The organism is Methylomarinum vadi (assembly GCF_000733935.1).
Lineage (GTDB): Bacteria > Pseudomonadota > Gammaproteobacteria > Methylococcales > Methylomonadaceae > Methylomarinum > Methylomarinum vadi.
Map to the genome: position 1 here is coordinate 687,120 of NZ_JPON01000001.1, position 24,539 is coordinate 711,658.

Annotated in this window: 21 protein-coding genes; 6 read left to right on the forward strand and 15 right to left on the reverse strand. The window is 50.3% G+C overall.

The window, feature by feature from the left end; genetic code table 11:
- Positions 1-118: 118 nt before the first annotated feature.
- The 14 genes from EP25_RS0103620 to folP form a co-directional block, all read right to left on the reverse strand.
- A complete protein-coding gene (locus tag EP25_RS0103620) occupies positions 119-1,432 on the reverse strand; it encodes an IS1380 family transposase (protein WP_031432630.1) in 1,314 nt (437 codons plus the stop codon).
- A gap of 50 nt (positions 1,433-1,482) precedes the next feature.
- A complete protein-coding gene (locus tag EP25_RS0103625; RefSeq protein ID WP_031432631.1) occupies positions 1,483-1,665 on the reverse strand; it encodes a hypothetical protein in 183 nt (60 codons plus the stop codon).
- A gap of 163 nt (positions 1,666-1,828) precedes the next feature.
- Positions 1,829-2,395 carry a hypothetical protein gene (locus tag EP25_RS0103630; protein ID WP_031432632.1) on the reverse strand — a complete coding sequence of 189 codons (567 nt, stop codon included), beginning with the start codon at positions 2,393-2,395 and terminating at the stop codon, positions 1,829-1,831.
- A 96-nt stretch (positions 2,396-2,491) separates the two neighbouring features.
- Entirely contained in the window at positions 2,492-3,493 is a 1,002-nt protein-coding gene (locus EP25_RS0103635) for a terpene synthase family protein (RefSeq protein ID WP_200875012.1), read from the reverse strand.
- Positions 3,494-3,624: 131 nt separating this feature from the next.
- Positions 3,625-6,486, reverse strand: coding sequence for a bifunctional diguanylate cyclase/phosphodiesterase (locus EP25_RS0103640; RefSeq protein ID WP_152555595.1), 2,862 nt, complete (start codon positions 6,484-6,486; stop codon positions 3,625-3,627).
- A gap of 22 nt (positions 6,487-6,508) precedes the next feature.
- Entirely contained in the window at positions 6,509-7,717 is a 1,209-nt protein-coding gene (locus tag EP25_RS0103645) for a hypothetical protein (RefSeq protein WP_036300200.1), read from the reverse strand.
- Positions 7,718-7,748: 31 nt separating this feature from the next.
- Entirely contained in the window at positions 7,749-8,117 is a 369-nt protein-coding gene (locus EP25_RS21735; RefSeq protein WP_036300979.1) for a type 2 periplasmic-binding domain-containing protein, read from the reverse strand.
- A gap of 221 nt (positions 8,118-8,338) precedes the next feature.
- Positions 8,339-8,740, reverse strand: coding sequence for a DUF4405 domain-containing protein (locus EP25_RS0103655; protein ID WP_031432637.1), 402 nt, complete (start codon positions 8,738-8,740; stop codon positions 8,339-8,341).
- Positions 8,741-8,781: 41 nt separating this feature from the next.
- Positions 8,782-10,893 carry a polyphosphate kinase 1 gene (gene ppk1 / locus EP25_RS0103660; RefSeq protein WP_051906369.1) on the reverse strand — a complete coding sequence of 704 codons (2,112 nt, stop codon included), beginning with the start codon at positions 10,891-10,893 and terminating at the stop codon, positions 8,782-8,784.
- A gap of 260 nt (positions 10,894-11,153) precedes the next feature.
- Positions 11,154-11,693 carry a copper resistance protein NlpE gene (locus EP25_RS0103665; protein WP_031432639.1) on the reverse strand — a complete coding sequence of 180 codons (540 nt, stop codon included), beginning with the start codon at positions 11,691-11,693 and terminating at the stop codon, positions 11,154-11,156.
- A 419-nt stretch (positions 11,694-12,112) separates the two neighbouring features.
- A complete protein-coding gene (zwf, locus tag EP25_RS0103670; protein ID WP_031432640.1) occupies positions 12,113-13,600 on the reverse strand; it encodes a glucose-6-phosphate dehydrogenase in 1,488 nt (495 codons plus the stop codon).
- 8 nt (positions 13,601-13,608) lie between these two features.
- A complete protein-coding gene (gene gnd, locus EP25_RS0103675) occupies positions 13,609-15,054 on the reverse strand; it encodes a decarboxylating NADP(+)-dependent phosphogluconate dehydrogenase (protein ID WP_031432641.1) in 1,446 nt (481 codons plus the stop codon).
- 409 nt (positions 15,055-15,463) lie between these two features.
- On the reverse strand, positions 15,464-16,330 hold the full coding sequence (locus EP25_RS0103680; RefSeq protein ID WP_327036910.1) for a 1-aminocyclopropane-1-carboxylate deaminase/D-cysteine desulfhydrase: 867 nt from the start codon (positions 16,328-16,330) through the stop codon (positions 15,464-15,466).
- Between the two features lie 30 nt (positions 16,331-16,360).
- Positions 16,361-17,185, reverse strand: coding sequence for a dihydropteroate synthase (folP, locus tag EP25_RS0103685; RefSeq protein ID WP_031432643.1), 825 nt, complete (start codon positions 17,183-17,185; stop codon positions 16,361-16,363).
- Positions 17,186-17,265: 80 nt separating this feature from the next.
- On the opposite strand from folP, the gene EP25_RS0103690 reads away from it, so the two are divergent.
- The 6 genes from EP25_RS0103690 (at position 17,266) to infA (ending at position 22,219) form a co-directional block, all read left to right on the forward strand.
- Positions 17,266-17,805 carry a flavoprotein gene (locus tag EP25_RS0103690; RefSeq protein ID WP_031432644.1) on the forward strand — a complete coding sequence of 180 codons (540 nt, stop codon included), beginning with the start codon at positions 17,266-17,268 and terminating at the stop codon, positions 17,803-17,805.
- Complete coding sequence (locus EP25_RS0103695) at positions 17,802-19,190, forward strand: DUF6513 domain-containing protein (protein ID WP_031432645.1); 1,389 nt, start codon at positions 17,802-17,804, stop codon at positions 19,188-19,190. Before EP25_RS0103690 ends, EP25_RS0103695 begins: the two co-directional genes overlap by 4 nt.
- Complete coding sequence (locus EP25_RS0103700) at positions 19,187-19,753, forward strand: DUF447 domain-containing protein (protein WP_031432646.1); 567 nt, start codon at positions 19,187-19,189, stop codon at positions 19,751-19,753. The genes EP25_RS0103695 and EP25_RS0103700 overlap by 4 nt, the downstream gene beginning before the upstream one ends.
- On the forward strand, positions 19,750-20,445 hold the full coding sequence (locus tag EP25_RS0103705) for a (5-formylfuran-3-yl)methyl phosphate synthase (protein ID WP_036300203.1): 696 nt from the start codon (positions 19,750-19,752) through the stop codon (positions 20,443-20,445). Before EP25_RS0103700 ends, EP25_RS0103705 begins: the two co-directional genes overlap by 4 nt.
- Before the next feature lie 93 nt (positions 20,446-20,538).
- Positions 20,539-21,846 carry a dicarboxylate/amino acid:cation symporter gene (locus tag EP25_RS0103710; protein WP_031432648.1) on the forward strand — a complete coding sequence of 436 codons (1,308 nt, stop codon included), beginning with the start codon at positions 20,539-20,541 and terminating at the stop codon, positions 21,844-21,846.
- A gap of 154 nt (positions 21,847-22,000) precedes the next feature.
- A complete protein-coding gene (gene infA / locus EP25_RS0103715; RefSeq protein ID WP_031432649.1) occupies positions 22,001-22,219 on the forward strand; it encodes a translation initiation factor IF-1 in 219 nt (72 codons plus the stop codon).
- Positions 22,220-22,256: 37 nt separating this feature from the next.
- Here infA and clpA read toward each other — a convergent pair whose 3' ends face one another.
- Positions 22,257-24,530, reverse strand: a complete 2,274-nt coding sequence (gene clpA, locus EP25_RS0103720; RefSeq protein ID WP_031432650.1) for an ATP-dependent Clp protease ATP-binding subunit ClpA — start codon at positions 24,528-24,530, stop codon at positions 22,257-22,259.
- Between the last annotated feature and the right edge of the window lie 9 nt (positions 24,531-24,539).

Sequence of the window (24,539 nt, forward strand, 5' to 3'; positions counted from 1 at the left end):
ATCGTAAGGAGAAATTGAGCGGTCAAAAAGGGAATTAAGCATTGATTTCCGTTTTTCAGGCGCAACTTCCCCTTACCCCATTGTTTATCAGCGTGCCGGGCACAGCACTTTGTTTGTACTAATCAGGGCACAGGCGCTGACAAACGGATTTAAACAAGGATTGAAACGGATACTGACTGCTGAACAGCAGTCGAATACGACGGGTGTTACGAATGATGACGGCACCGATTTTAAACAATTTCAGGCGAATGGTGGCGCAAGTGGCTGTCGCTAGTTCGGTATTTTTGAGGGCGATTCGGCGAATCGCATGGATCAACGTATAGGCCAGTGTCGATAACAGCAAACGAAACTGATTCGGCCACCACAGGCTGCAACTGGTGCGGTCGGCAAACAGATCCAATTGTTGTTCTTTAATCCGGTTTTCCATGTCGCCTCGCGCACAGTAAACGGTTTCATAGAGTGTTTGTGCATCGCCGTCCAGATTGGTTACGACATAGCGGGGATTACTCCCTTGGCTCATGTGTTCGGCCTTAAGAATGACACGGCGTCGGCGTTTCCAGGTGCCGGCTTTATAGTGGAAATCGGTAAAGAGACGCTGTTTCTGCTGTTCGCTTTGGAACTGTTGCCGGGCTTGTTCAATCCAGGGTTGGCTTAAGCGCGTTAAGCGTTTATTTTTGGCCAACCCGACAATATAGTGAACGCGATGCCGCTCGCACCAACTCAGCATCTTATGGCGACAAAAACCGCCATCGCCGCGAAACGTGATGTCAACGTCCGGCCAAGCCTGACGCAAGCGCCGAACCAGCAAAGCCAGAATCGCCCAGCTGTGCTTGGCGCCATCAATATTGCTGGGACGTAGATAACTGACCAAGCAGTGATGGCCGCAAAAGACATACAACGGCAGGAAACAATAGTGCCGATAGTAGCCATGAAAAAAACGTCCGTCCTGTTCGCCATGAACCGGATCGTCGGTGGCGTCGAAATCCAGGATCAACGATTTCGGCGGTGTCTCATACGAAGCGATAAACTGTGCCAGCAACTCCTCATGAACTCGCCACATCAAGGCGCGATCCGCCTGCTGCTCAAACCGGCACAAGGTGGATCGGCTGCCCAATGTCTGATCCTTTTCCACCGCCGTCTGAAAGGCGATATCATTTCTGAGCGTGTCATGATCATTCAAATCCTCATACCCACACGCCAAGCCATAAACCCGTTGACGGAGCAGGTTGATCACAGAGTGTTGCACGCGGTCAGGGGCTCTGGCGTCAGGAATCTGCGCCGCTATCCGTTCGGTTAACCCTAACTGCTGGTCAACCGCTCGTAACAACAGCACACCGCCATCACTGGTGATCGCTCCACCACTGAATTGGGCGTCTATTTTACGGCGTTTTAAGGGAGGAAATTCTATTTGAGCTGGAGTACAATTTGTCATGGGCAAGTTGTTGGTTAAATTCAATCTAAGTAACTGAATTTTATCAAATATCAACAAACTTGCCCGCCTCTATCATGAAATATTCGGGCTAACGGCGGCAGCAATCGTTGCGGCATGCCGAAGCGATTCCGCTTGCTATATAGAGTCAGGCTGCGGCTATAACTCCAAAAGGTATCGCCGCTATCGAATTGCGGATAAATCAGTACGGCCTTGTCGGCAAGGTATTCGTTCAACGGGATCAACCATCTACAAAATCAACGAGATCAGAAGTACGGTTTTACCACGCCCAAAAACCTTTGCAAGACCATTTTTAGCCAGTAAGCCGATTGAAATTCAGCGCTAGCATGTGATACCGCCCGGTTCTGGGCAAAACCAGGCGGTAAGATTGGTAGGATATTATTTCTGGTCGACCACGTGCACACACAGATTAGTCGGCTTTTGCTGGCCATCAAGGACCGGCTTCAACGTGAACGAAACCACTGCTTCGACGCCGGCATCACCCAACTCGCTTACCGGCACGTCTTCAACCTTAAGTTTATTCTTTTTCACCGACCAGTTGTAATCGGCATCGAATGCTTTGTTTTTGCCGGAATTGTCCAGATCCACCTCGAAATTGGCGCCTTTACATGCTGACGTGGGTTCCTTCAAATCCAGCACGTGGGTATGAAAACCGCTCGGCACCTTTTCATAAGAGCTGTCGTCGATCGGCAAATGCGTCACCGCAACCAACAGATTGTTACCGCCATCGGTCAACGCCGCATAACCAAACGCGCCGGACTTTCCATCCATCGGTATATTGCCTTGCGTCTCGACTTCCAGTTCCAAGGTTTTTTTACCGTTTTCCGCCTTGACTTCCGTTTCCACCTCTTTTAATTGCAGATAACCGGTTTTATCGGCGGCATGAACCGGTAGGCTCAAAACGCCAGCCAACAGTATCGAACAACTTACAATCTGAGTTCTCATAATTCCTCCCCATTGATAAAGTATCGAATCGATATTTTATTAGCTAAACCTTCACGCTGTAAAGTATTTCGTTATTTATACAGCAAAAGTATCCGATTAAGCCAAATCGACAACCGTCTGATTCGGTGCTGATGACGACGTTTGCATCATGTCCGGGGAGAGATAGCGTCCGGATTCAAAGGACCAATCCAAATTACCGCGCATCCAGGCCCGCATGATGGCGACGAATTTAGCTATATCGTTATCGACTTTATCATCAAAATGAGGTAGCGAATGTTCCAGTCTCATGAACCGCCTTACCTGTTGCTCGATCTGTTCACTCACTCGATCAATGGCCTCTTGCATTCCGATAGACTGATGGTGATCGATAATCAGAGCCAGGTTATGCATGTCCTTGTGTTTGCGCTCTTTTTGCAGCGAAATAATATCATTGGACCAACATACGACATTGTTGGTAATCTCAATCAATTCAACCATGGTAGGATGCTTACGCGCCGATATCGGAAGACTGATGGATTCGGTCAACTCGATCAAATCGATATCGGTCAGCAAACCGCCGGTATAAGGACGCATGCGGGTATAAGTCTCGGCATCGGGCCAACGATTGTTTTTCCGGTTTTCGGCTTCCCATTGCGTCGATTCAAAATATTCCTCGGCACTTTGCATGAAACGAGTCAGCCAGGTTAAAGGCATCAACGCCTGGAGACGTTCACGAATATTATGAATGGCGTGAACCAAGGCCGGGTCCTCGGCATCTGGCGTTTCACCAGTTAATATCTCGAGACAACGACCATGCAATACGGCCAATTGCTTGGGTTCCTTGCCCAGCCCCCACTCGTCGCATTGGTCGTCTAGTATGAACAACCAGGTATTCCAAGCGGCAACGATTTCCAATCGATCGAGTGGTGCATTTGGGTAAGCCCTTGCCGCCAATAAGCCGAATTTGGAACGCTGCAGGCGTTTCCAGGGTTCTTCGCCGGAAATCAAGCGAAATTGTTGCACCCAGTTAAGGGTTCTTTCTTGTAAGGTATCGGCGAAGGGGCTGATGATCGAAGGAAAAGGACAATAAAACGTGGGGATGGTGATTTGTTGACTCATTCTCAATCCTTGTAAGTTTTTGCCAAAATTATGCCTTGCAATTGCCCTACAATAACCCTAATTTCATTAAACAATTTATTTAACTCCCTTGCATTTGCTATGTTAATTAATCATGACGTTGCCGACTTCAGCTATTCGGCCGGTTTTTTAAACTCGTTGCTTTCATTGCCATCAATCACGCAATCAGCCGAAGGATAGCCAAGGTAATAACCTTGTACCATATCCACTTTCATGGTTTTAAGCAACCGCAGTGTCGCTTCGTTTTCCACCCCTTCTCCTACCACTTTTTTACCGTAGGCATGAATCATCGAAACCAGCGCGCGCACGAAATCACAATCTTCCTGATCCCGGTCGATATCTTTAATCAAGGATTGATCGATCTTGACGTAATAAACGGGCAACTGTTTCAAATAATACAAGGAACTGAAACCGGCTCCGAAATCATCGACGGCGAGACAAAAACCTAAATCGGTCACATCCTGTACAATGTTTTTCGCCTTCTCCATATCCGAGATTACGGCGGTTTCGGTAACTTCGAAGGTCAGACGGTTAGGGTCGAGGTTTTGCTGGTGAACGGCGTTTACCAACGATTCGGTCCAGCCGAAATCATTCAGCGCCGCGGTGGACAAATTGATGGAAAGGCGTTTATGCGGATCGGCCAACAGTTCCCGCAAGGCCATTTCAACCACATAGCAATCCAAGGCATAGTTCAACCCTGCCCGTTCCGCGGAAGGCAGGAATTCACCAGGCATGACAATTCTGCCATCGGACATATGCATGCGCAGCAAAGCCTCATGATACAGCGCTTGTCCCGTAGCGATATCGACAACCGGTTGATAATAAAAAAACAACTGCCGGTTTTCCATCGCCTCGGTCAAAATATCCTTCCAATAGACATTTTGGGTCACGGCATGCGATTGCTGCAATTCTTCGGAATAGACCCGGGCACGGGAGCGCCCGCTTCGTTTCGCTTCGAACATGGCCAGATCCGCATTCGCCATCACCTCCTGAACATCCGCGCCATGTTGCGGTAAAAATGCGATACCGATGCTCGCGCCAATCCGGTACCTTTTTTCTTCATAAACGAATGGAGTACCCGCCAGTCGTTCATTCAATTGTTTGGCAAAGGTTTCCGCGCCATAAGCATCGGTTTGCGGCATCAACATGGCGAACTCGTCTCCGCCTAGGCGGGCCACGATATCGGATTTTCTGGCCCTGTTTTTCAATTCATCGGCTACCATACGCAGCAAGGCATCCCCCGCGGCATGACCGCTGGTATCATTGATTTCCTTGAAATGATCGAGATCGAATACCAATAGGGCTGCGGCGCTTCCCGTGCGGGCCACTTCTTCGTAAAAACGGGTCAGATCCTCGATAAAACGGTGGCGATTGGTTAACGTCGTCAAAGGATCGTGATTGGCCAGCCAACGCATTCTCGATTCGGCCTGCACCCGTTCGGTGATGTCCATACCGACCGAAAGCAAGGCGGTGCCATCGCTATATTCTTCATGCAACGGGGTATGCACCCAAACGACTTTACGCCTTTCTCCGCCCCTGGAAATCAAATCATGCTCATGCTCCATTTGCCGCTGTCCGCTTTCACATAGGGCTTGTAATTGATTTTGTACTTCTTCCCTGAATTCATTGTCGGCGATCAAATCGACAAAACGTCGGCCGTAAAGTTGTTCTTGGGTATAGCCGGTAAGTTGCGAGGCGAAATCATTTCCGCCTCGGATGACGCCGTATTTGGTTTGCGTCACTACGAGCACTTGCGCCGAAGCCAGCAAGCCCTGGATAAAATCCCGTTCCTCCGCCAGCTCGCGATTCTTCGCCGCCAGGGATAAACTGTTCTGTTCCAGTTGATGAGAAAGTTGCACGGCGCTTTCATATAAAAAATCGATCTCATCCCGAAACCCTTTGCTTTTTTGCGGCGATGAAAAATATTGTCGCGCCTGCTCATGCTCTCCCTGGGCAAGTAACGGCAAATGCAAAGCCAGGCGGCTCAATCGTCGCAAGGGGACTCGAATCAGATAAAGTAAAATGATTTCAGCCACCAAAAGGCTGGCCAGCGTCGTGATAAGACCTTGTTGCAAAGCTTGGTTTATCTCCTGAAAATTCCGACTCACATCGGTGATCAACAGAATAAAACCGGCTTGGCCGGGAATAATCGTATCGAGTTGAATTCGATGGACGTCATAATAAGCCTTGTTCCAATTGATGATGCGGCCATGATCGAGTGCCGATGGATCCGTGTATTGTTGCGATAAATGCTGTAATAGCGGCAATAATGTCCCAGCGTCGGTCAAGGCCGGCATTCTCACTCCCCACGTCTCCAGTTTTGCCGCGCCGCTGCTTGAAGGGACCGCCAATGCGATGTCGGCACCGGTAATTAACTTGAAGTCTATAATAAAATCGGCAACCGATTGTCCTAGAGCGATCACACCCACATTTTCTCCGGAGGCAAGGACCGGAACAAAGGCATAAAGCAAGCATAAAGGATGGCAATTGAGCAATGCTTTCGGTCTTTCCTCTTCTTGTACTTGCTTAACGGTGAGTTGATAAAGGTCGGACGGCAACTCTTGCGCGCCATACTGCGCCCAACGCCCAACCCGAGCGGCGTCGGTCGTATAAAGCTCAATTTGCCTCATATCCAATTCATAGCCTAAACTGGCGTAATAGGTGGAAACCAGTTCATTTATTTGTTGTCGGGATTGGGAATGTAATGCCGCGCCCAAGTCCGTCATTGTGGCCAGCGCCCCTCCTAATCGCATCAAGCGGTCGGAAGTACCGGTGAAAAGCCCTTTGATATGGTGACGAAGAAAATTGATATCGGCGTCTTGGCGCGCTTGAAACTGACTCATAAGCGCATGATAGTTCAAGGCATAAAACACCGAACTCATGCTGAGCAATAGCAGACTGATCCACAGAAAACTCTTCCATCGCAGACCGATGAATCGGCTGCCAATCTGATTTCCCTTTGTCCTCGCTAACACATTGCCACCTAACTTGCGCGCCTTAAAACCTGTAAGACAGCATCAATGAAAACATATCCCAACGCTCAGGCCCTGTTCGCGTCCCCAAATCTGGATTGTCCGCCGGCGACAGCCAAGCGGTTCCCCAAACGGAATGATATTCCGAAACCAACAGCCAATTCTGCAAAAACTCCCAATGCAAGCCGATCGTCAGATCACGTGCATAAAAGCTATGTTTGGGGAGACCTGTTAAGCGAGCAGTGCTTTCACCATCGCGGTCGTCGATGTTGGCGGTAAAACTATCATAACGTAACAACGCGGACCAATCGGGCATAAAGCGGTATTGCGCTTGTACATAAAAGCTTTCCGAGGTGTTTTCAATCGTTCCGCCGCCCGGAATAAAACCGCTGCGTACAGTGGTCACCTGCCCGTATTCAGCGCTAAAGCTCCAATCCTCCAAATTTAATTGCGCCGAAGCAAGAGGGTAAAACGCCTTTATATTGCCGGATGGCAAACCAGGCGTCTTGGATTCGAAGTCACGATCGAGGTCGACAACACTGAACAATAATTTGAAGCGCCCTTCCCGCCATTCATAACCCATGCGGCCGACAAACAATGGCCGTCCTTCTAAATGCCCTTGAACATTGGGAATACCGGTCAAAAAGGCCGTTGCTCCGCCTTGGTCGTCCAGAGGTTCGGACACGACAAATTCTGTCGTTAAGGCATGGTCGCCAAAGGCATAGCGCCCATACAACACGCCTCCATCCGAGGAAATCATCGCTTGCCGCAGCGCCAAAGAGTCGAAATAAACCGACTGAGGCATCATAACACCGGGCCGCGTCCAAACAACGTCGCGAGTATCGTTATAGAGACCGAAGGGGTTTTTGACCCTACCCATGCGTATGCCCGCTATTGCCCGGTCACCGATCGAAGTATGGTAGTCAAGATTGGCAAAATCCAGCCGAAAATCCTCGTTATCAGATCCTCCTGCCGAGCGATACAACCCTTGCGCAGCCATCAGTAAATTGGGGGTGATGTGTCCCAGAACATTGACGCCAACTTCGGTAAAGTCTAGGCTGCCGCCATTGCGGCTTTGTCCAAAGACATGATAATTAGAAGTCAGTGTATAACCCTGACTCACAAATCCATGGGCCTGCCAATCGCCCAAACCAAGCTCCAAAGCCCCGCAATTGGTCATCCAGGTAAATGATAGGACGATTAAAATGCCCTGAACAGCTTTGCGGTAACACATAAAAGTGTCTCGTATATCCAATTGCCCCCTCCTATTCCTCGATATAGCCGATTGCTCCAGGCGTACTACGAATTTGTTTTTTCATTTGCTCGAGTGACTCCACAACAACCGGTGGCGTGCCTGTGCCTGAATAAATCATCCTGTCCCAGGCGGACCGCAATTGATAAGGATAAATTCCCAGAACCTCCTTGGCAAAACGAATATGGACAGGATGCTTGTCGGGTAAAACAAAAACCCTTAGCGGCGAACCGTCCGGCCAACGTGTCTGCCGTCCGAAAAAAATTTCCCGTAATTCCGCACGAGACAGTTTGCGATATTGCTCGACCAAACTAAAAGGCGTTACTACGGAATCGCCGGCATGAATATATCCGGTCCAGAACAGCGAAAGAGAGCCAGTCATAACGCTAAAAGCAAAAGCCAAGGTTCGCAAAAACCGGCTTATTTTTCTGTGATATGACAAGCGAAAAAATTTCATAGTAATTGAATATAGTTTCGATCATCACATTTAGCAACATAAGGTCAGTAGATTCTTACAAAGCACAGTGATTACGCCAGTAAATCACGTTAAAGAAGAATGGGAAACGCTCAAGGAGATATCATTTTTTCAAGGCTTTATTAGGGTTAGTTCCCCGAATTTAGACGATAGCCCGCCCCATGACGACGGCCGCTGCCTTCACCTTCGTTAACAGGAGCCAAGAACGGTGCCAAAATAATCAAAAGTAATGCCACCAAGCCGATCAACCCCACACCCATTCTGTATTTACTGGCCGTGCTGGCATTACCCAGCAACAACTGTTTGATGTATTTGATGTGGGTAAATAAATGCAGACTCATCATCACCAGGAAACCAATCGACACGTAAAGATGAAGCGCTCCCCATTCATGGCGGGTCATGCCCAACACCGTGGCTGGTCCGCTTCGTATCGGCAAGGTGAATTCCAGCAGTGTTCCCGTAGACACAATCAATAAAAGGGCGATAAAGGAAAATACATCGACAATCTTAATCAATTGGGATTGTTTCATAACAAGCCTTTCAATTCCTTAGCCTTCCATAATGCCATCATTCAACCTGTGGTAAACGATTTTAATAATTCGGTTTGCACCTGATACTCCACTTCCCCTTCTGAAGGTTGTATCAATTGGTACTGGCCATCGCTCTGTAACACCCAGGCCTGGGAATTATCTTTCAAATAACATTCCAAGTCATTCAAAACTCTGGCATGCAACTTTTTATCCTCAATCGGAAAACAGGTTTCGACCCGGCGAAACATATTGCGGTCCATCAAATCGGCACTGGCTGCATAAATATCCCAGTTACCATCATTGAAAAATGCGTATACCCGGGTATGCTCCAAAAAGCGGCCAATGATCGAACGCACTTCGATATTTTCCGAAACGCCGGGCATGCCAGGCCTTAGACAACAGATGCCCCGCACGATTAACTTTACTTCGACCCCGGCTTGAGACGCGCGGTACAAGGCCTGAATCGCCTGCTCTTCGACCACGGCATTAACCTTGATAATGATTTTCGCCGGTTTGCCTTTCCTGGCATTTTCACTCTCCCGGTCAATCATTTTGATGAGGCCGGAATGCAAGGTAAACGGCGATTGCAGCAATTTATTTAACTTCGTGACCTTACCCAAGCTGGTCAATTGGGCAAAGATCCGCCTGACATCCTCGCCCAACTCCCTATTACTCGAAAACAAGCCGTAATCGGTATATAAGCGGGCGGTTTTCGGATGATAGTTACCGGTGCCCAAATGCGCATAATACTGCAATTCCTTACTCGCCTTGCGGAGAACCAAACACATTTTGGCATGGGTCTTATAGCCGACGACACCATACACAACATGCACGGCCGCTTCCTGTAATTTTGCGGCAAGGCCGATATTTTCCTTTTCATCGAAACGGGCGCGCAATTCGATCACCACGGTGACTTCTTTTCCCGCTCTGGCAGCTTTGATCAAAGCTGCCACGACGGGGGAATCGACACCGGTACGATACAGAGTTTGTTTGATAGCAATGACATCCGGATCTTCGGCGGCCTGGCGAATGAAATCCACGACCGGCATAAAGGATTCGAAAGGATGATGCAGTAATAGGTCTTGTTCTCTGATCGCGGCAAGAATATCCTTTTTTCTGCCTAGCGGTTTCGGCACATTGGGTTTAAAAGGCAAAAATTTCAGGTCGGGGCGGTCCACCATATTGTAAATGGCTTGAATCCGGCTGAGATTTACTGGCCCTGTCGCTAAAAAGACTTGGTTATCGTTTAGTTCGAAGCGTGACTGCAGAAAATTTATCGTTTCTTCCGGACAATTGATATCGATTTCCAAACGGACTTCATCGCCATAATTGCGCATGGCCAGCTCGCCTTCCACGGCATGCAGCAAATCGTCTATCGCATCGTCGTCGACAAAAAAGTCGCTGTTTCGGGTTACACGAAATTGGTAACACCCCTTCACTTTCATTCCGTTGAACAATTCATCGACAAATGCATGAATAATCGAGGACAAAAAAACAAAGTCGTGGGAACCGCTACCGGTCTCATCGGCCGGCAATTGAATAATGCGCGGCAACGCCCGTGGTGCCTGAATGATGGCGCGACCGCTGTTCCTGCCAAAGGCATCCTTGCCGGTCAAGGAGATGATGAAATTCAAACTTTTGTTCAGGATGCGCGGAAAAGGATGAGCGGAATCGAGCCCGACCGGGGTTAGGATCGGCAATAATTCTTCGTTGAAATATTGCGACAACCATTTCTTTTGTTCTTCGCTCCAATGATCCCTTCGGATAAAACGAATATTTTCATTTTCCAATTGCGGGATCAAAACCTCGTTCAACACCCGGTATTGTTCATCCACCAGATCATGGGCTTTCACGGCAATTTTTTCCAGCTGCTCATGCGGCGTTAATCCATCCGCCGCAATGACACCCGAATCCATTTGCGCCATCTGAATCACACTGGCGACACGAACTTCATAAAACTCATCCAGATTGGAACAGGAGATACATAAGTAATTGAGGCGTTCCAACAATGGCAACTTTTCGTTCTTGGCCTGCGCCAGCACTCGGATATTAAACTCGAGCAGGCTCAGTTCACGATTAATATAAAATTCGGAACTGGTCAGATCGATTGGGTCGTCAACTATTTCCGCGTTTGTTGTTACTCCATCTACCATGTTAATTGCCTGTCATTGTCATTATTACTCTACGTTTGCGAAATCTCCACACAGGGTCGCCTATAAATAAACCAGAATGAATCATAGCCCATGATTTTTGGATGCGGGCAGAATCCATCCGTGGACGGCTTTCCGCCAACTCAAAAGTATCAGTCAATGGAACGTAAAGAAAACACTGTTAATTGAGCTGCCAGGAGGTTGTCTAATCCTCTTTCTCAAAACCTGAAAAAGAACAACCTTTATTCAATTCCTAACCGTTTCTAATGTATGTGGACCTGCCGTGATTTGATTGAATCGCTTCTTTGCAAAGTATAGTCTTTTGAATTACCAGCCAGGGGGGTTCCGTCGACATTAAGTTGAATCAGCGAGGTTTCATCTTGAATACTGTATAGCCTTTTGGCTTCCTTTTTTTTAGGCGTCAGGGTTAGCAGGCGATTTTGTTCATCCCAAACATACTTGCCTTTCTCGTAATATTCTCTGGTTGAGGCTTTTGCGTACTGCGTGACCAACAAGTAATTGTTTTTTTGTTTAAGCGACAAGGTCGTTTTGATACCGTCGCAATCTTTCTGATCACAAGGCAAATAACCATAGAATACGCCTCGAAATATTTTGCTGGCATCTTGCGATTTTGCATGCGCCGAATGATCCATGCCTTTATGGTCCCTTCCTTCACGTATCTTCAACGCTTTTTCCATAAGTTGCATGTCCGATTCCGCCCACACAGTGCCGAACGTTGAAAACAATGCGGCAAAAGCAATCAACATCCCCTTTTTTCTTATTTTTCTATTGATTTCGTACATATAAACTCTTTGTGTATCAAACTATAAGCCAAATTTTTAAAAAGTCCCACAACGGCATCGAAGGCGAACCGGCCTAGAATAAAACGCTCGGTTACATGGCGACAATGCTTAGGTCCACAACCTCCTGTTGCCATTAATACGACTTAGAGATAAATTTTCAGCGGCTAATATAGCCGATAAAAGCCATTAACCATAGACTAATAAACAACAAAAAATAATGACGGCCCTGTTGTAAGGCAATCGCCAAGAAACACCGTCTATGCTGGGTACTGATTTATGCTTGCTCCAGCTAACGATATTCATCGAGGATCTAAAACGCATACCCCTTGGTCGATGCCGCTAATCAAAAAAATTACCAAGCGAATGCTCGATGTCGATGGAACATGGTAGATCACATACAACTTAACCCAATCATTACCTTACGAACACTCCGGCGTCAAGGAATGGCGCCAATGCTGATGTTCCTTGTCGAACAGGCGACGGGATTCTTCCGGCCCCCAGGAACCTGCCGGATAGGTGGCGATGTAGTCGCGATCTTCGGACCACCTTTGCAGAATGGGATCGACGATGCGCCAGGCATATTCGACTTCGTCCCAGCGCAAAAATAGCGAACGATCACCTTGGATGACATCGAGTAGTAAATCTTCGTAAGCGTCGGTATGTAACTCGTCTTCCTGACGGTAACTGGCGTCCAGGCTGGTAATACGGGTACTCATTTCCAGTCCCGGTTCCTTGACCGTCATTTCCATGCGAATACATTCTTCCGGTTGAATACCCAACAACAACCAATTGGGGCTATTGCAGCTGATATGGGTATCGCGGAAAAAATGCAAGGGCGGACGGCGGAAACAGATCGAAATCACCGACTGGGATTTGCTCATGCGCTTGCCGGTGCGCATGTAAATCGGTACGTTTTTCCAGCGCCAATTGTCGATATACAGTTTCAAGGCGGCATAGGTTTCGGTGACGCTATTCAACGGCACATCGGCCTCTTGCAGATAACCGTTCACCCTCTCGCCCTTGATGTTGCCGCCGCTATATTGGGCACGAAAAGCATAGGCGTTGACCGCTTCTTTCGGAATCGGCCGCACCGATTTCAATACCTTGACTTTTTCATCGCGCAATGATTCGGCATCCATCGACGCCGGCGGTTCCATCGTCACCAACGTCATCAATTGCATCAGATGGCTTTGCAGCATGTCGCGCATCGCTCCGGAGGTATCGTAATAATGCGCGCGCGAACCGATCCCCAGTTCCTCGGAATGAGTGATCTGAATATGGTCGATATAATTTCGGTTCCACAACGGTTCCAGCATGGTATTGGCGAAACGAAACACCAACAGGTTTTGCACGGTCCCCTTGCCCAAATAGTGGTCGATGCGGTAAATCTGATCTTCCCGCAGATAGTGGCCAATGCGCTTTTGCAGGGCCTGGGCACTGAGCAGGTCATAGCCGAACGGTTTTTCGATGATCACCCGGCTCCAGCCGATATCTTCCTCCAGCAAGCCGTCAGTGCTGAGTCGCTCTACCGTACCGCCAAAATCGGCCGGACTGACCGCCAGGTAAAATGCCTTGTTTTGAGGGAAACGTGACGCATCATTCAATGTCTCCGCCAACGCAGTGAAACTTTGGGGATCTTTCAAATCGCCCTTTTGAAAATACAAGCGTTGACTGAAGCGTTTGAACACCGATTCGTCCAAACCGTTACGGGCTTTTGCCTGCAACATATCGCGCACTTCGGCCTGCCATTGTTGTTGATCCCAATCACGCCGGCCGACGGCTAGTATCTTGGTGCCTTCCGGCAGCAGATTGCCGTCATCCAACTGATACAAGGCCGGCATGAGCTTGATGCGCGACAAATTACCGGTCGCGCCGAAAATCACATAAGTACATGCTTCTGCTTTCATGAACCCACCTATACTGTGTAAGTGGTGGATGCCGTCTTGCCGCCGTGTCCGGTCCAATCGGTATGGAAGAATTCACCGCGTGGCCGATCGATGCGCTCATAGGTATGGGCGCCGAAGTAATCTCTCTGCGCCTGTAGCAGATTGGCCGGTAAACGAGCGGTCCGATAACCGTCGAAATAGGCCAGGGCCGAGGAGAATGCCGGCGTCGGCACATTCAATTCGATCGCCTGAATCACGGCCTTGCGCCAACCAGCATCGGCCTGGCTCATCGCCTCGGCGAAATAATCGGCCAACAACAGACTTTCCAGCTCCGGATTTGCGTCAAAAGCCTGTTTAATATTACCCAGGAACTGGCTACGAATAATACAACCGCCGCGCCACATCAACGCGATCTCGCCGTAATTCAGGGACCAGCGGTATTCCGAAGCCGCCTCCCGCATCAATTGAAAACCTTGGGCGTAGGAAATGATTTTGGAGGCATACAAGGCGTCATGAATGGCATCGACCATCTTCTGCTTATCACCGTTAAAGGTGCTGGCTTTTTTCGGCAGATGCTGGGCCGCCTTGACGCGGTCATCCTTTTGCGCCGACAGGCAGCGGGCGAACACCGATTCGGCGATCAGGGTCAACGGAATGCCCATATCCAAGGCGTTGATGCCGGTCCATTTACCGGTGCCTTTTTGTCCGGCGGTATCTAAAATGCTGTCGATCAACGGCTGGTCGTTTTCATCCTTATAAGCCAGAATGTTGGCGGTGATTTCAACTAAATAGGAATCCAACACGCCTTTGTTCCAGTCGGCGAAAATACCTTGGATTTCATCGACACTCAGGCCCAGCCCTTCGCGCAGCAATTGGTAGGCTTCACAGATCAACTGCATGTCGCCATACTCGATGCCGTTATGTACCATTTTGACATAATGGCCACTGCCGTTATCGCCCACCCACTCGCAACAGGGCGCGCCGTCCACCTTGGCACTAATGGCCTGAAAAATCGGTTTGACCGCTTCCCAGGCGTCCTTATTGCCGCCCGGCATGATCGAAGGACCATGCCTTGCCCCCTCCTCGCCTCCGGAAACGCCGGTGCCGATAAATAAAATCCCTTTTTCCTTCAGATACGCGGTACGGCGGTTGGAATCGGAATACAGCGAATTACCGCCGTCGATGATGATATCGCCGGGCGACAACAACGGCAGCAGATGATCGATGTACAGATCAACAACCTCGCCGGCCTTGACCATCAACATGACCTTGCGTGGCGATTCCAGCTTGTCGACTAATTCTTCCAATGAATGGGCTCCGATCACATGAGTGCCCTTGGCCGCATCATGCAAAAAATCATCGACCTTACTGGTCGTTCGATTATAAACGGCAACTTTGAAGCCGTGGTCATTCATATTCAAAACCAGGTTTTGCCCCATTACGGCCAGGCCGATCAATCCAATATTTGCTTTCATATTGCGCCTTTCGTTGCTATTAAATTACTGACTCGCATGTGAAAACCTTCTTCGAAGCATCCACACCGCTTTCGGAAACTGATGATTTTGCCGTTCTGATATATGGATGACCAAGCATCACCGAGAAACACGATTCCGTCGATCGAGGATTCAGCAAACGATGAACGGCAGGAAAAATTAATGCAGATTGAGTAAAGACCGGGACGGCTCATGATAACGTTTTGCGTTCGATGGCTTCGACTTGCAACGCTTACCATTCATAATCCACATTGTTGAATACTTAAGCATCCTGCCATAAAAACCAAGGCTCTGCCAGTCCCAAACATTGATTTCTCTCGCCTTGACAGCCTTGATCCAATCATATTGATAAAATCGAGCCTGTCGTGCCCCTCGCGCAAATCTAAAACAGTCAGCGCCGCCTTCCCTGCAAGCCACCGGTATGTATGGCAATAATACGTTTTCCGGAGGAAAAATGATCATGCTCGATCAGGTCGTACAAGGCATAGAGCATCTTGCCGGTATAGACCGGGTCCAACGCGATATTGTGCCGCCGTTCGAAGCGGTCAATAAACTCGGTCAATAGCATGTTACTTTTGGCAAACCCGCCGAAATGGTAATCCAAGGCCAGACTCCAGTTTTTATGCGCCGCATCCGCTAACAATTCAGCGACATCATGATAGAGAAAATCCGCCCCCTTCAAGGCCGCTATGCCCAACACCTCCGCCGAATCCGGAACCGCCTTGATCAAGCCCGCCAACGTCGTGCCGGTACCGCACGGCACAGACAATACATCGAAACTTAAATGGATTTCGCCAACAATCTCGGCCACGCCTTGCAATGCCAGTCCGGTCGCTCCGCCCTCCGGTAACCAATAGTCGCCGTTCTGCAATCCCGGCAGACTGTCATGGCGTCGGTAAGCTCTCAACTCTCGGTAATCACTGCGCGAAACGAAAGTCAATCGCATGTCCCAGTCCAGAAGGTCCCTGAGGGTCGGACTTAAGCGTTTTGGCCGCTCGCCCCTGATGAAGGCGGCGGTCGCCAGTCCCAGGCATTTGCCGGTATAGGCCAAGGCATGCAAATGATTGGAATAGGCGCCTCCCATGCTGATGATGCGCCGGCACCCCAAACCGAGTGCGTGCTCGAGAATGTATTTTAATTTGCGCCATTTATTGCCGGAAACAATCGGATGCAACAAATCATCACGTTTCAACCACAATTCAATGGCCTTTTGTCGCAACAACGGCTCATCGATCCGCGTCAATACAGACGCTGACAACTTCCGTTCCAGTTCATGCAAGCGCATGAATCAGTCCGACGCCTGTTTGATGGCCCAGGCCAGGTCGGCCGCCTGCCGGTTTTCCTTGACGTCGTGCACGCGAAACATCCGCACCCCGGCCATGACGCCCAATGCGGTAGTAACCGCCGTCGCCGTCACCAGCTCCGCCGGTTGTTCGACATTTAAGATGCCGCCCATAAAGCGCTTGCGGCTGGTCCCCAGCAATACCGAATAACCGGTAGCGACGAAATCGCTTAAATGCGCCAGCAGGTCGATATTATCCTGTTTGCGCTTGCCGAAACCGATGCCGGGGTCGATGGCGATGCGACGTTTCGCGATGCCCGCAGCGAGGGCCGCATCGACCCGTTGTCGTATGGCGGCCAGGATTTCAGTGACGGCATCGTCGTAATAAGGATTGTCCTGCATCGTGAGCGGCGTGCCTTGCATGTGCATCAGAATGATCGGCACATCACTGGCGGCGGCTAATGGCAGAATTTTGTCGTCGCCCTGACCTGAGGATATATCGTTGATGATATTGGCGCCGGCTTGTAAGGCGGCTTCGGCCACTGCGCTCAACGTAGTATCGATGCTGATGGGTATCTCACGGGAGATTTGTTGCCTGATCTTCGCGATAATCGGCACCACCCGGCGGATTTGTTCCGCCGCGTTAACCGGTTCGGAGCCGGGACGGGTCGATTCTCCGCCGATATCGATAATATCGGCCCCCTCTTTTAGCATTTTTTCACATTGGCGTAGCGCCGTATCGACGACAGTAAAACGTCCGCCATCGGAAAAACTGTCCGGCGTGACGTTTAAGATCCCCATAATCAAGGGCTTATTAATATTTTCAAACATGCGTTAAAAAATTCCTGTAGTGGCGGAAGCGAGCACCTATTCGGGTATAATGACCGCCATATCGAACAAAACCATAGAGAATGAAACAACCGCGACTCGCCTGGGCGGTAACCGGCTCGGGACATTATATAGAAGAATGCATCGAATTCCTGCTGACCCTGGATCATGTCGATCTCTATTTAAGCCAAGCTGGAGAGGAGGTTTTGCAAATGTACGGGATAAACCTCAAGGATATCAAAGACAAAATGCCGGTTTACCGCGATAAGGCGGCTTCTGCACCGCCGGTCGGCCACTTCTACAGCGGTTATTACCATACCTTCGTGATGGCCCCGACCACCTCGAACACCATCGCCAAATGCGTGCTGGGCATCGCCGACTCGCTGGTGACCAACCTGTATTCTCAGGCCGGCAAATGCCGCGTTCCGAGCATCGTCTATCCTTGCGACATCGCCCCGGAAATGGAGACTACCGCCCCGCGCGGTAAAAAAGTCATGGTCTACCCACGCAAGATCGATTTGGAAGGCACCGCGAAGATCCGCACCTTTGAATACACCACGGTGGTGGAAAGCGTCGACGAATTGATCGAAGCCGTCCATAAACGCCTGGCCTCTTTAAAATGACCGAACATATTCTTTTTTTAACCGGCTCGCTGGCGGAAAAACAAGTTCATCAAGTGTTGGAAAAGATGCAACCGGATTTTCGCTATACGATACATCAGCTGGGCCTGAAGGTCGCCGCGCTGATGACGGCCGAGATGATCGGGCGGCGCCTGCATGACACCTACGGCGCCGATCGCATCATCGTACCGGGGCGTTGCCGCGGCGATCTGGACAAGACTGCCGAACAATTGGGTCTACCGATCGAACGGGGGCCGGAAGAAATCAAGGACCTGCCGATGTTTTTCGGCAAGGAAGCGCACAAAATGGACTTGAGCCAATACCGGGTCAAGATTTTCGCCGAGATCACCGATGCGCCAACTATTAGTGTCGACGAGGTGGTAAAGCGCGCCCAGTATTATCGTGCCAACGGCGCCGATGTGATCGACATCGGTTGCCTGCCCGGCACGGCTTTTCCCCATCTGGAGGAGTGCATCCGTACCCTGAAACAGGAAGGGTTCAAGGTCAGTATCGACTCATTGGAGGATGACGATTTGTTGCGCGGTGGCCGAGCCGGCGCCGATTATCTGCTCAGCCTGACCAATAAAAGCATTTGGATCGCCGATGAAGTCGACAGCACGCCGATCCTGATCCCGGAAAAACACGGCGACCTGAGCACGCTGGACCCTGCTATCGCGGTCATGCAAGAGAAGCAGCGACCATTCATCGTCGACCCGATCCTGGACCCGATCCATTTCGGCTTCACCGAATCGATCGTGCGCAATTATCAGTTTCGGCAAAAGCATCCCGATATCGAGATGATGATGGGGGTCGGCAACATCACCGAACTGACCCATGCCGATACTTCCGGCATGAACGCGCTGCTGTTGGGTATCTGCTCGGAATTGAACATTAATCATATTCTCGCCACCGAAGTCAGCCAACATGCCTGCCGCGCGATCCGGGAAGCCGATCGGGCCCGCCGCATCATGCATGCCGCCAAGGAGCATAACACGCTGCCCAAGCATATCGACCCGGGCCTGATGACAGTACACGATACCACCCCTTTCCCTTACAGCTTCGCCGAAATCCAGGAACTGGCGGGACAGATCAAGGATCCCAGCTACCGCATCCAAACCAGCCGCGACGGCCTGCACATTTTCAACCGCGACGGACTGCACACGGCGCGGGACCCTTTCGACCTATACCCCAAGTTAAACGTGGAAAACGACGGCGGACATGCCTTCTATCTGGGTATCGAACTGGCGCGGGCCGAGATCGCCTGGCAATTGGGCAAGCGCTTTACTCAGGATGAGGCACTAGACTGGGGCTGCGCATCGGAACATAATGAACCCACTGTCGATCTGCATACCTTTAAACCAGCCGGAACCACGTTACAAAAAAAATGATACAAGAAACCATAGTCACGACCGTCAACAGTAACGGCGATCCGCATATCGCGCCGATGGGCATTCACGTCAACGGCGACCGCTTCGTCATCCTGCCGTTTCGTCCGTGCAATACCTTGAATAACATTCTGGAAACCAATACCGCCGTGATCAATTACGTCGATGACGTGCGCATCTTCGCCGGTTGCCTGACCGGAAGGCGCGACTGGCCGTTGAAAAAAGCGGAAAAAGTCGATTGCCAATATCTAGAAGCGGCGCTGGCCCATTGCGAACTGGCAATCGACCGCATCGAGGACAACGAGGTCCGGCCGATGATTTTCTGCAAGGCCCTACACACGGTCAACCACAAGCCATTCAGAGGATTCAACCGGGCCCAATTTTCGGTGATCGAAGCGGCGATTCTGGTCAGTCGCCTGCATATGCTGCCGTGGAAAAAAATCGAATCGGAACTGGAGTATCTGCATATCGGCCTGGACAAAACCGCCGGCGAGCGGGAAATGGAAGCCTGGCGCTGGCTGATGGAAGTCATCGAGGATTACAAACACGAGGTAATCCAGGCATGACAGGAATGCTGGCCAGCGTCAACAGTCTTGAGGAAGCCTTGCTGATCAACCCTCTGGATATAGACATTATCGACCTGAAACAACCGGCCGAAGGGGCCCTGGGCGCCCTGCCGCCAGAACAGGTGCACCAAATCGTCACGGCGATCGACGGCTGCAAGCCGGTCAGCGCTACCGTTGGCGACCTACCGATGCTACCGGAAATTTTGTGTCCGGCCGTCACCAGCATGGCGGCAACCGGCGTCGACTATGTCAAAATCGGTTTTTTCCCCGGCGATAAGTGGACGGATAGCATCGATGCGTTATCCGACTTTACCGCCGACCATGCCTTGATCGCCGTACTGTTTGCCGACAACGCCCCCGACTTATCGTATCTGCCGACTCTCCGCCAAGCCGGCTTTTCCGGCGTGATGCTCGATACCATGGACAAGTCCAGAGGCTCGCTGAGCGAAATTATGACCATGGCCGATCTGGCACAATTCGTCAATCAAGCCAAACAACTCGACTTACTATGCGGCTTGGCCGGTTCGTTGCAAAGCGGCGACGTTCCAGCATTATTAGCCTTGAACGCCGACTACCTGGGTTTTAGAGGAGGACTCTGCGAACAGCATAACCGGGTAGCCCATCTGAGTATGCAAAAAATCTTCGAATTAATCGAGATTTTTAATAACTACGAGGCCGAGGCCGTGGCCTGAATGCCCCAGTATGACCACGCCATTCCGGTCATTAGCGTCACATAAATCGGCAACGGTGTATTGCATCCACTCCAAATCAGCAGCGGAAAAATCATGCCCCATAAAACAGCCATCACGACCAAAATCCTGATTGCCATGCTTATCGGCCTGGTAGTCGGCAGTCTGATCAATGCCTTCGCCCTAGACATTGAATTTGTACATGACTACCTGGTACAAGGCCTGTTTCATGTCATCGGCGCGGCCTTTGTCAACGCCTTGAAAATGTTAGTCGTGCCGTTGGTTACGTTTTCTTTGATCTGCGGCGTCTGCGGCATCGGCGATGTCTCGGTGTTGGGCCGCGTGGGCATCAAATCCTTTGCCCTGTATTTATTGACCACCGGCATCGCCGTGACGCTGGCCTTAACGATCGCCCTGCTGATTGCACCGGGCCAGGGGTTCGAACAGGCACAACCGCTCTCGGATTTCAGTCCGCCGCCGGCGCCGCCGATAAGCGAGGTATTCATCAACATCGTTCCCGGCAATCCGGTGCATGCCTTCGCCGAAGGCAACATGCTGCAAATTATTTTCTTCGTCATTTTCTTTGCACTGGCCATGTTGATGAGCGGGGAAGCCGGGCGACAACTGGCCGATGGAGCGGAGAAACTCAATGAAGTCATGATGACAGTGGTCACGCTGGTGATGGATTTTGCCCCTATCGGGGTCTTTTTCCTGATGGCGAAAACCTTCTCAGAACAAGGCATCGGCCTGATCATGCCGATGATCGGCTATTTTTCCGTGGTTATCCTGTGCCTTCTGCTACATGCTCTCGGCACCTTCAGCACGCTATTGCTGTTACTGGCCAAACTCAATCCGTTAATGTTCATCCGCAAAATGCGTCCGGCGCATATTTTCGCCTTCAGCACCGCCAGTTCCAATGCGACCATTCCGGTGACACTGCAGGTCGCCGAAAAACGTCTTGGCGTCAATAACGCCACCGCGTCCTTCACCGTGCCGCTAGGCGCGACGATCAATATGGACGGTACCGCCATTATGCAGGGCGTCGCCACGGTCTTCATCGCCAATGTCTATAATATCGAACTGGGATTGACCGATTACGCAACCGTGATCGGCATGTCAATTTTGGCTTCGATCGGCACCGCCGGCGTACCGGGAGTCGGCCTGATCATGCTGGCCATGGTATTCAATCAGGTCGGCCTGCCGGTCGAGGGAATAGGCCTGATTCTCGGCGTAGATCGGATTCTCGATATGTTGCGCACGGTCGTTAACGTCACTGGAGACGCCACCGTGACCTGCATCGTCGCTCGCGGGGAAAATGAGATCGATGAGGATGTCTTCAACGATCCCGAGGCAGGCATCATCACCGAAATCGAATTACCTCATAAGAAGCATGGTTTAAGTTGAACTGTTTCGTTGAAGTGGCTGTCTATGGGTATAAAAAGCACAATTGTTTTGTATCTGTTTACAAAGATTTCACTCAGCCAAGATAATCAACTGACTATGACTTCTTGACTGAATGTGCTAATATTGCGGTTTTTATTTACTTGAGGTATTCATTATGGCGAAAGAAGATCAAATTGAAATGGATGGTAAGGTTATCGACACCCTTCCAAACACCATGTTTCGTGTCGAACTGGAAAACGGCCACATCGTGACCGCTCATATCTCCGGAAAAATGCGCAAGCATTACATCCGCATTTTGACTGGCGATAGGGTCAAGGTTGAAATGACTCCCTATGACTTGACCAAAGGTCGTATCACTTTCCGTATGCGCTAATCCCGTTTATGTAAACGGGAAAGCGCTCTTTCCATGATTACAGCGGCTGCTTATCGGCAACAGTCAATTCCTTGCTCTTTATAGAAAAAGCAAGTTGGTCGTTTTCGACATAAACACGCACCTGCCCACCATTAGCCAGCTTACCGAACAACAGGTCATTTGCCAGCGGTTTTTTGATCGTTTCCTGGATCAATCGCGCCATCGGGCGAGCTCCCATTTGCGGATCGCAACCATGTTCGGCCAACCATAATCTCGCTTCCGACTCCAGTACCAGGGTCACGTTTCTATCGGCCAACAAGGCCTCCAATTCAAAGATGAATTTATCGACCACGCTGCCGACAATCGATATATCCAACGGCTTGAATTGAACAATAGCGTCCAGCCTATTGCGGAATTCCGGCGAAAAAGTTCTTTCGATGATCTTCAAACTGTCAGAGCTATGATCCTGTTGGGTAAAGCCAATCGATGCCCGGCTTCCCTCTTGCGCACCGGCATTGGTCGTCATAACCAAAATGATATTACGGAAGTCGGCCTTACGCCCGTTGTTATCGGTCAGCGAACCGTGATCCATCACCTGCAACAACAAATTGAAAACATCGGGATGCGCTTTTTCCAGTTCATCCAACAATAACACGGCATGTGGATGCTTGGTCACCGCTTCGGTCAACAAGCCCCCTTGGTCATAACCAACATAGCCGGGTGGCGCGCCAATCAAACGGGAAACGGTATGTCGCTCCATATATTCGGACATATCGAAACGAATCAACTCGACACCCAGCACTTTCGCCAGTTGCCGCGTCACTTCGGTTTTGCCCACGCCGGTCGGGCCGGCGAACAAAAATGAACCGATGGTTTTGGTCGTATCCCGCAATCCAGCACGAGATAGCTTGATGGCCGAAGCCAATTCCGAAATCGCCTCGTCCTGGCCGAATACCAACATTTTCAGGCTTTTCTCGAGATTTTCCAATTTGTCTATATCACTGGAAGAAACCGACTTGACCGGGACGCGAGCAATCTTGGCGACGATTTCCTCGATTTCCAAGCTATCGATCGTTTGTTTACGATCCTCCTCCTTGAACAAACGTTGTCTAGCCCCCGCTTCGTCGATGACATCGATGGCCTTGTCCGGCAAGTGCCGGTCGGTAATGAAACGGGACGACAACTCGACTGCCGCACGTAATGCATCCATCGTATATTTAAGCTGATGATGCTCCTCGAATCGCGTTTTAAGCCCTTGCAGAATTTTAACGGTATCTTCGATGGACGGTTCGACGATGTCGATTTTTTGAAAACGTCTCGCCAGGGCGTGATCTTTCTCGAAGATACCGCGATATTCCTGGTAGGTCGTGGAACCGATGCAACGCAGCTGGCCGGAAGCCAGCATCGGCTTGATTAAATTGGAAGCATCCATCACTCCGCCGGAAGCCGAGCCGGCGCCGATAATGGTGTGAATTTCATCGATAAACAAAATCGAATGAGGCTCTTTCTTCAATTGATTGACCAAGGCTTTCAGGCGCTTCTCGAAGTCGCCGCGGTATTTGGTTCCGGCGACCAAGGCCCCCAAATCCAATGAATAAATGACGTTATCCAGCAACACCTCGGGGACGTCTTCCTCGACAATGCGTTTCGCCAAACCTTCGGCGATCGCCGTTTTGCCAACGCCGGATTCACCGACCAATAATGGATTATTTTTTCTCCGACGGCACAAGACTTGGATGGTACGCTCGACTTCCGCTTCCCGTCCGATCAACGGATCGATTTTCCCGGCTAACGCCTCTTCATTCAAGTTAGTGGCGTATTTGTCCAACGGGTTTGAAGAACTCTCCGCGCCTACGGGCCCCGACATCACTTCGTCGTTGTCCTTAGGCTTTTCCTGGTCTTGCTTGGAAACGCCGTGGGCCAAATAATTGACGACATCCAGGCGGGTGATGTTTTGCTTGCTCAACAAGTAAACGGCATGAGAATCCTGTTCGCTGAACAAGGCGACAAACAAATTGGCGCCGGTCACCTCTTTTTTGTCCGAGGCTTGGACATGAAAAACGGCGCGCTGCAGCACTCGCTGAAAACCCAAGGTCGGTTGCGTTTCCCGCTGAACGCCCTCCGGAATCAGGGACATGGTTTCATCGATAAACTGAGTCAATTCGCCGCGCAAGGCATTGATATTACACCCGCATGCATTGAGAACAGGGATGGCCGTTTCATTATCCAGCAAGGCCAATAATAAATGTTCGACCGTGATAAATTCGTGTCGCTTGTTATGGGCATTGGTGAAGGCCGCATTCAGTGTCAACTCAAGTTCTTTACTTAACATAGCTTCTCT

Bases quoted from the DNA above. Each gene is read 5' to 3' on its own strand.
- EP25_RS0103620 (WP_031432630.1), bottom strand. From the start codon at position 1,432: ATGACAAATTGTACTCCAGCTCAAATAGAATTTCCTCCCTTAAAACGC.
- EP25_RS0103630 (WP_031432632.1), bottom strand. From the start codon at position 2,395: ATGAGAACTCAGATTGTAAGTTGTTCGATACTGTTGGCTGGCGTTTTG.
- EP25_RS0103635 (WP_200875012.1), bottom strand. From the start codon at position 3,493: ATGAGTCAACAAATCACCATCCCCACGTTTTATTGTCCTTTTCCTTCG.
- EP25_RS0103645 (WP_036300200.1), bottom strand. From the start codon at position 7,717: ATGTGTTACCGCAAAGCTGTTCAGGGCATTTTAATCGTCCTATCATTT.
- EP25_RS21735 (WP_036300979.1), bottom strand. From the start codon at position 8,117: ATGACTGGCTCTCTTTCGCTGTTCTGGACCGGATATATTCATGCCGGC.
- EP25_RS0103655 (WP_031432637.1), bottom strand. From the start codon at position 8,740: ATGAAACAATCCCAATTGATTAAGATTGTCGATGTATTTTCCTTTATC.
- ppk1 (WP_051906369.1), bottom strand. From the start codon at position 10,893: ATGGTAGATGGAGTAACAACAAACGCGGAAATAGTTGACGACCCAATC.
- EP25_RS0103665 (WP_031432639.1), bottom strand. From the start codon at position 11,693: ATGTACGAAATCAATAGAAAAATAAGAAAAAAGGGGATGTTGATTGCT.
- zwf (WP_031432640.1), bottom strand. From the start codon at position 13,600: ATGAAAGCAGAAGCATGTACTTATGTGATTTTCGGCGCGACCGGTAAT.
- gnd (WP_031432641.1), bottom strand. From the start codon at position 15,054: ATGAAAGCAAATATTGGATTGATCGGCCTGGCCGTAATGGGGCAAAAC.
- folP (WP_031432643.1), bottom strand. From the start codon at position 17,185: ATGTTTGAAAATATTAATAAGCCCTTGATTATGGGGATCTTAAACGTC.
- EP25_RS0103690 (WP_031432644.1), top strand. From the start codon at position 17,266: ATGAAACAACCGCGACTCGCCTGGGCGGTAACCGGCTCGGGACATTAT.
- EP25_RS0103695 (WP_031432645.1), top strand. From the start codon at position 17,802: ATGACCGAACATATTCTTTTTTTAACCGGCTCGCTGGCGGAAAAACAA.
- EP25_RS0103700 (WP_031432646.1), top strand. From the start codon at position 19,187: ATGATACAAGAAACCATAGTCACGACCGTCAACAGTAACGGCGATCCG.
- EP25_RS0103705 (WP_036300203.1), top strand. From the start codon at position 19,750: ATGACAGGAATGCTGGCCAGCGTCAACAGTCTTGAGGAAGCCTTGCTG.
- EP25_RS0103710 (WP_031432648.1), top strand. From the start codon at position 20,539: ATGCCCCATAAAACAGCCATCACGACCAAAATCCTGATTGCCATGCTT.
- infA (WP_031432649.1), top strand. From the start codon at position 22,001: ATGGCGAAAGAAGATCAAATTGAAATGGATGGTAAGGTTATCGACACC.
- clpA (WP_031432650.1), bottom strand. From the start codon at position 24,530: ATGTTAAGTAAAGAACTTGAGTTGACACTGAATGCGGCCTTCACCAAT.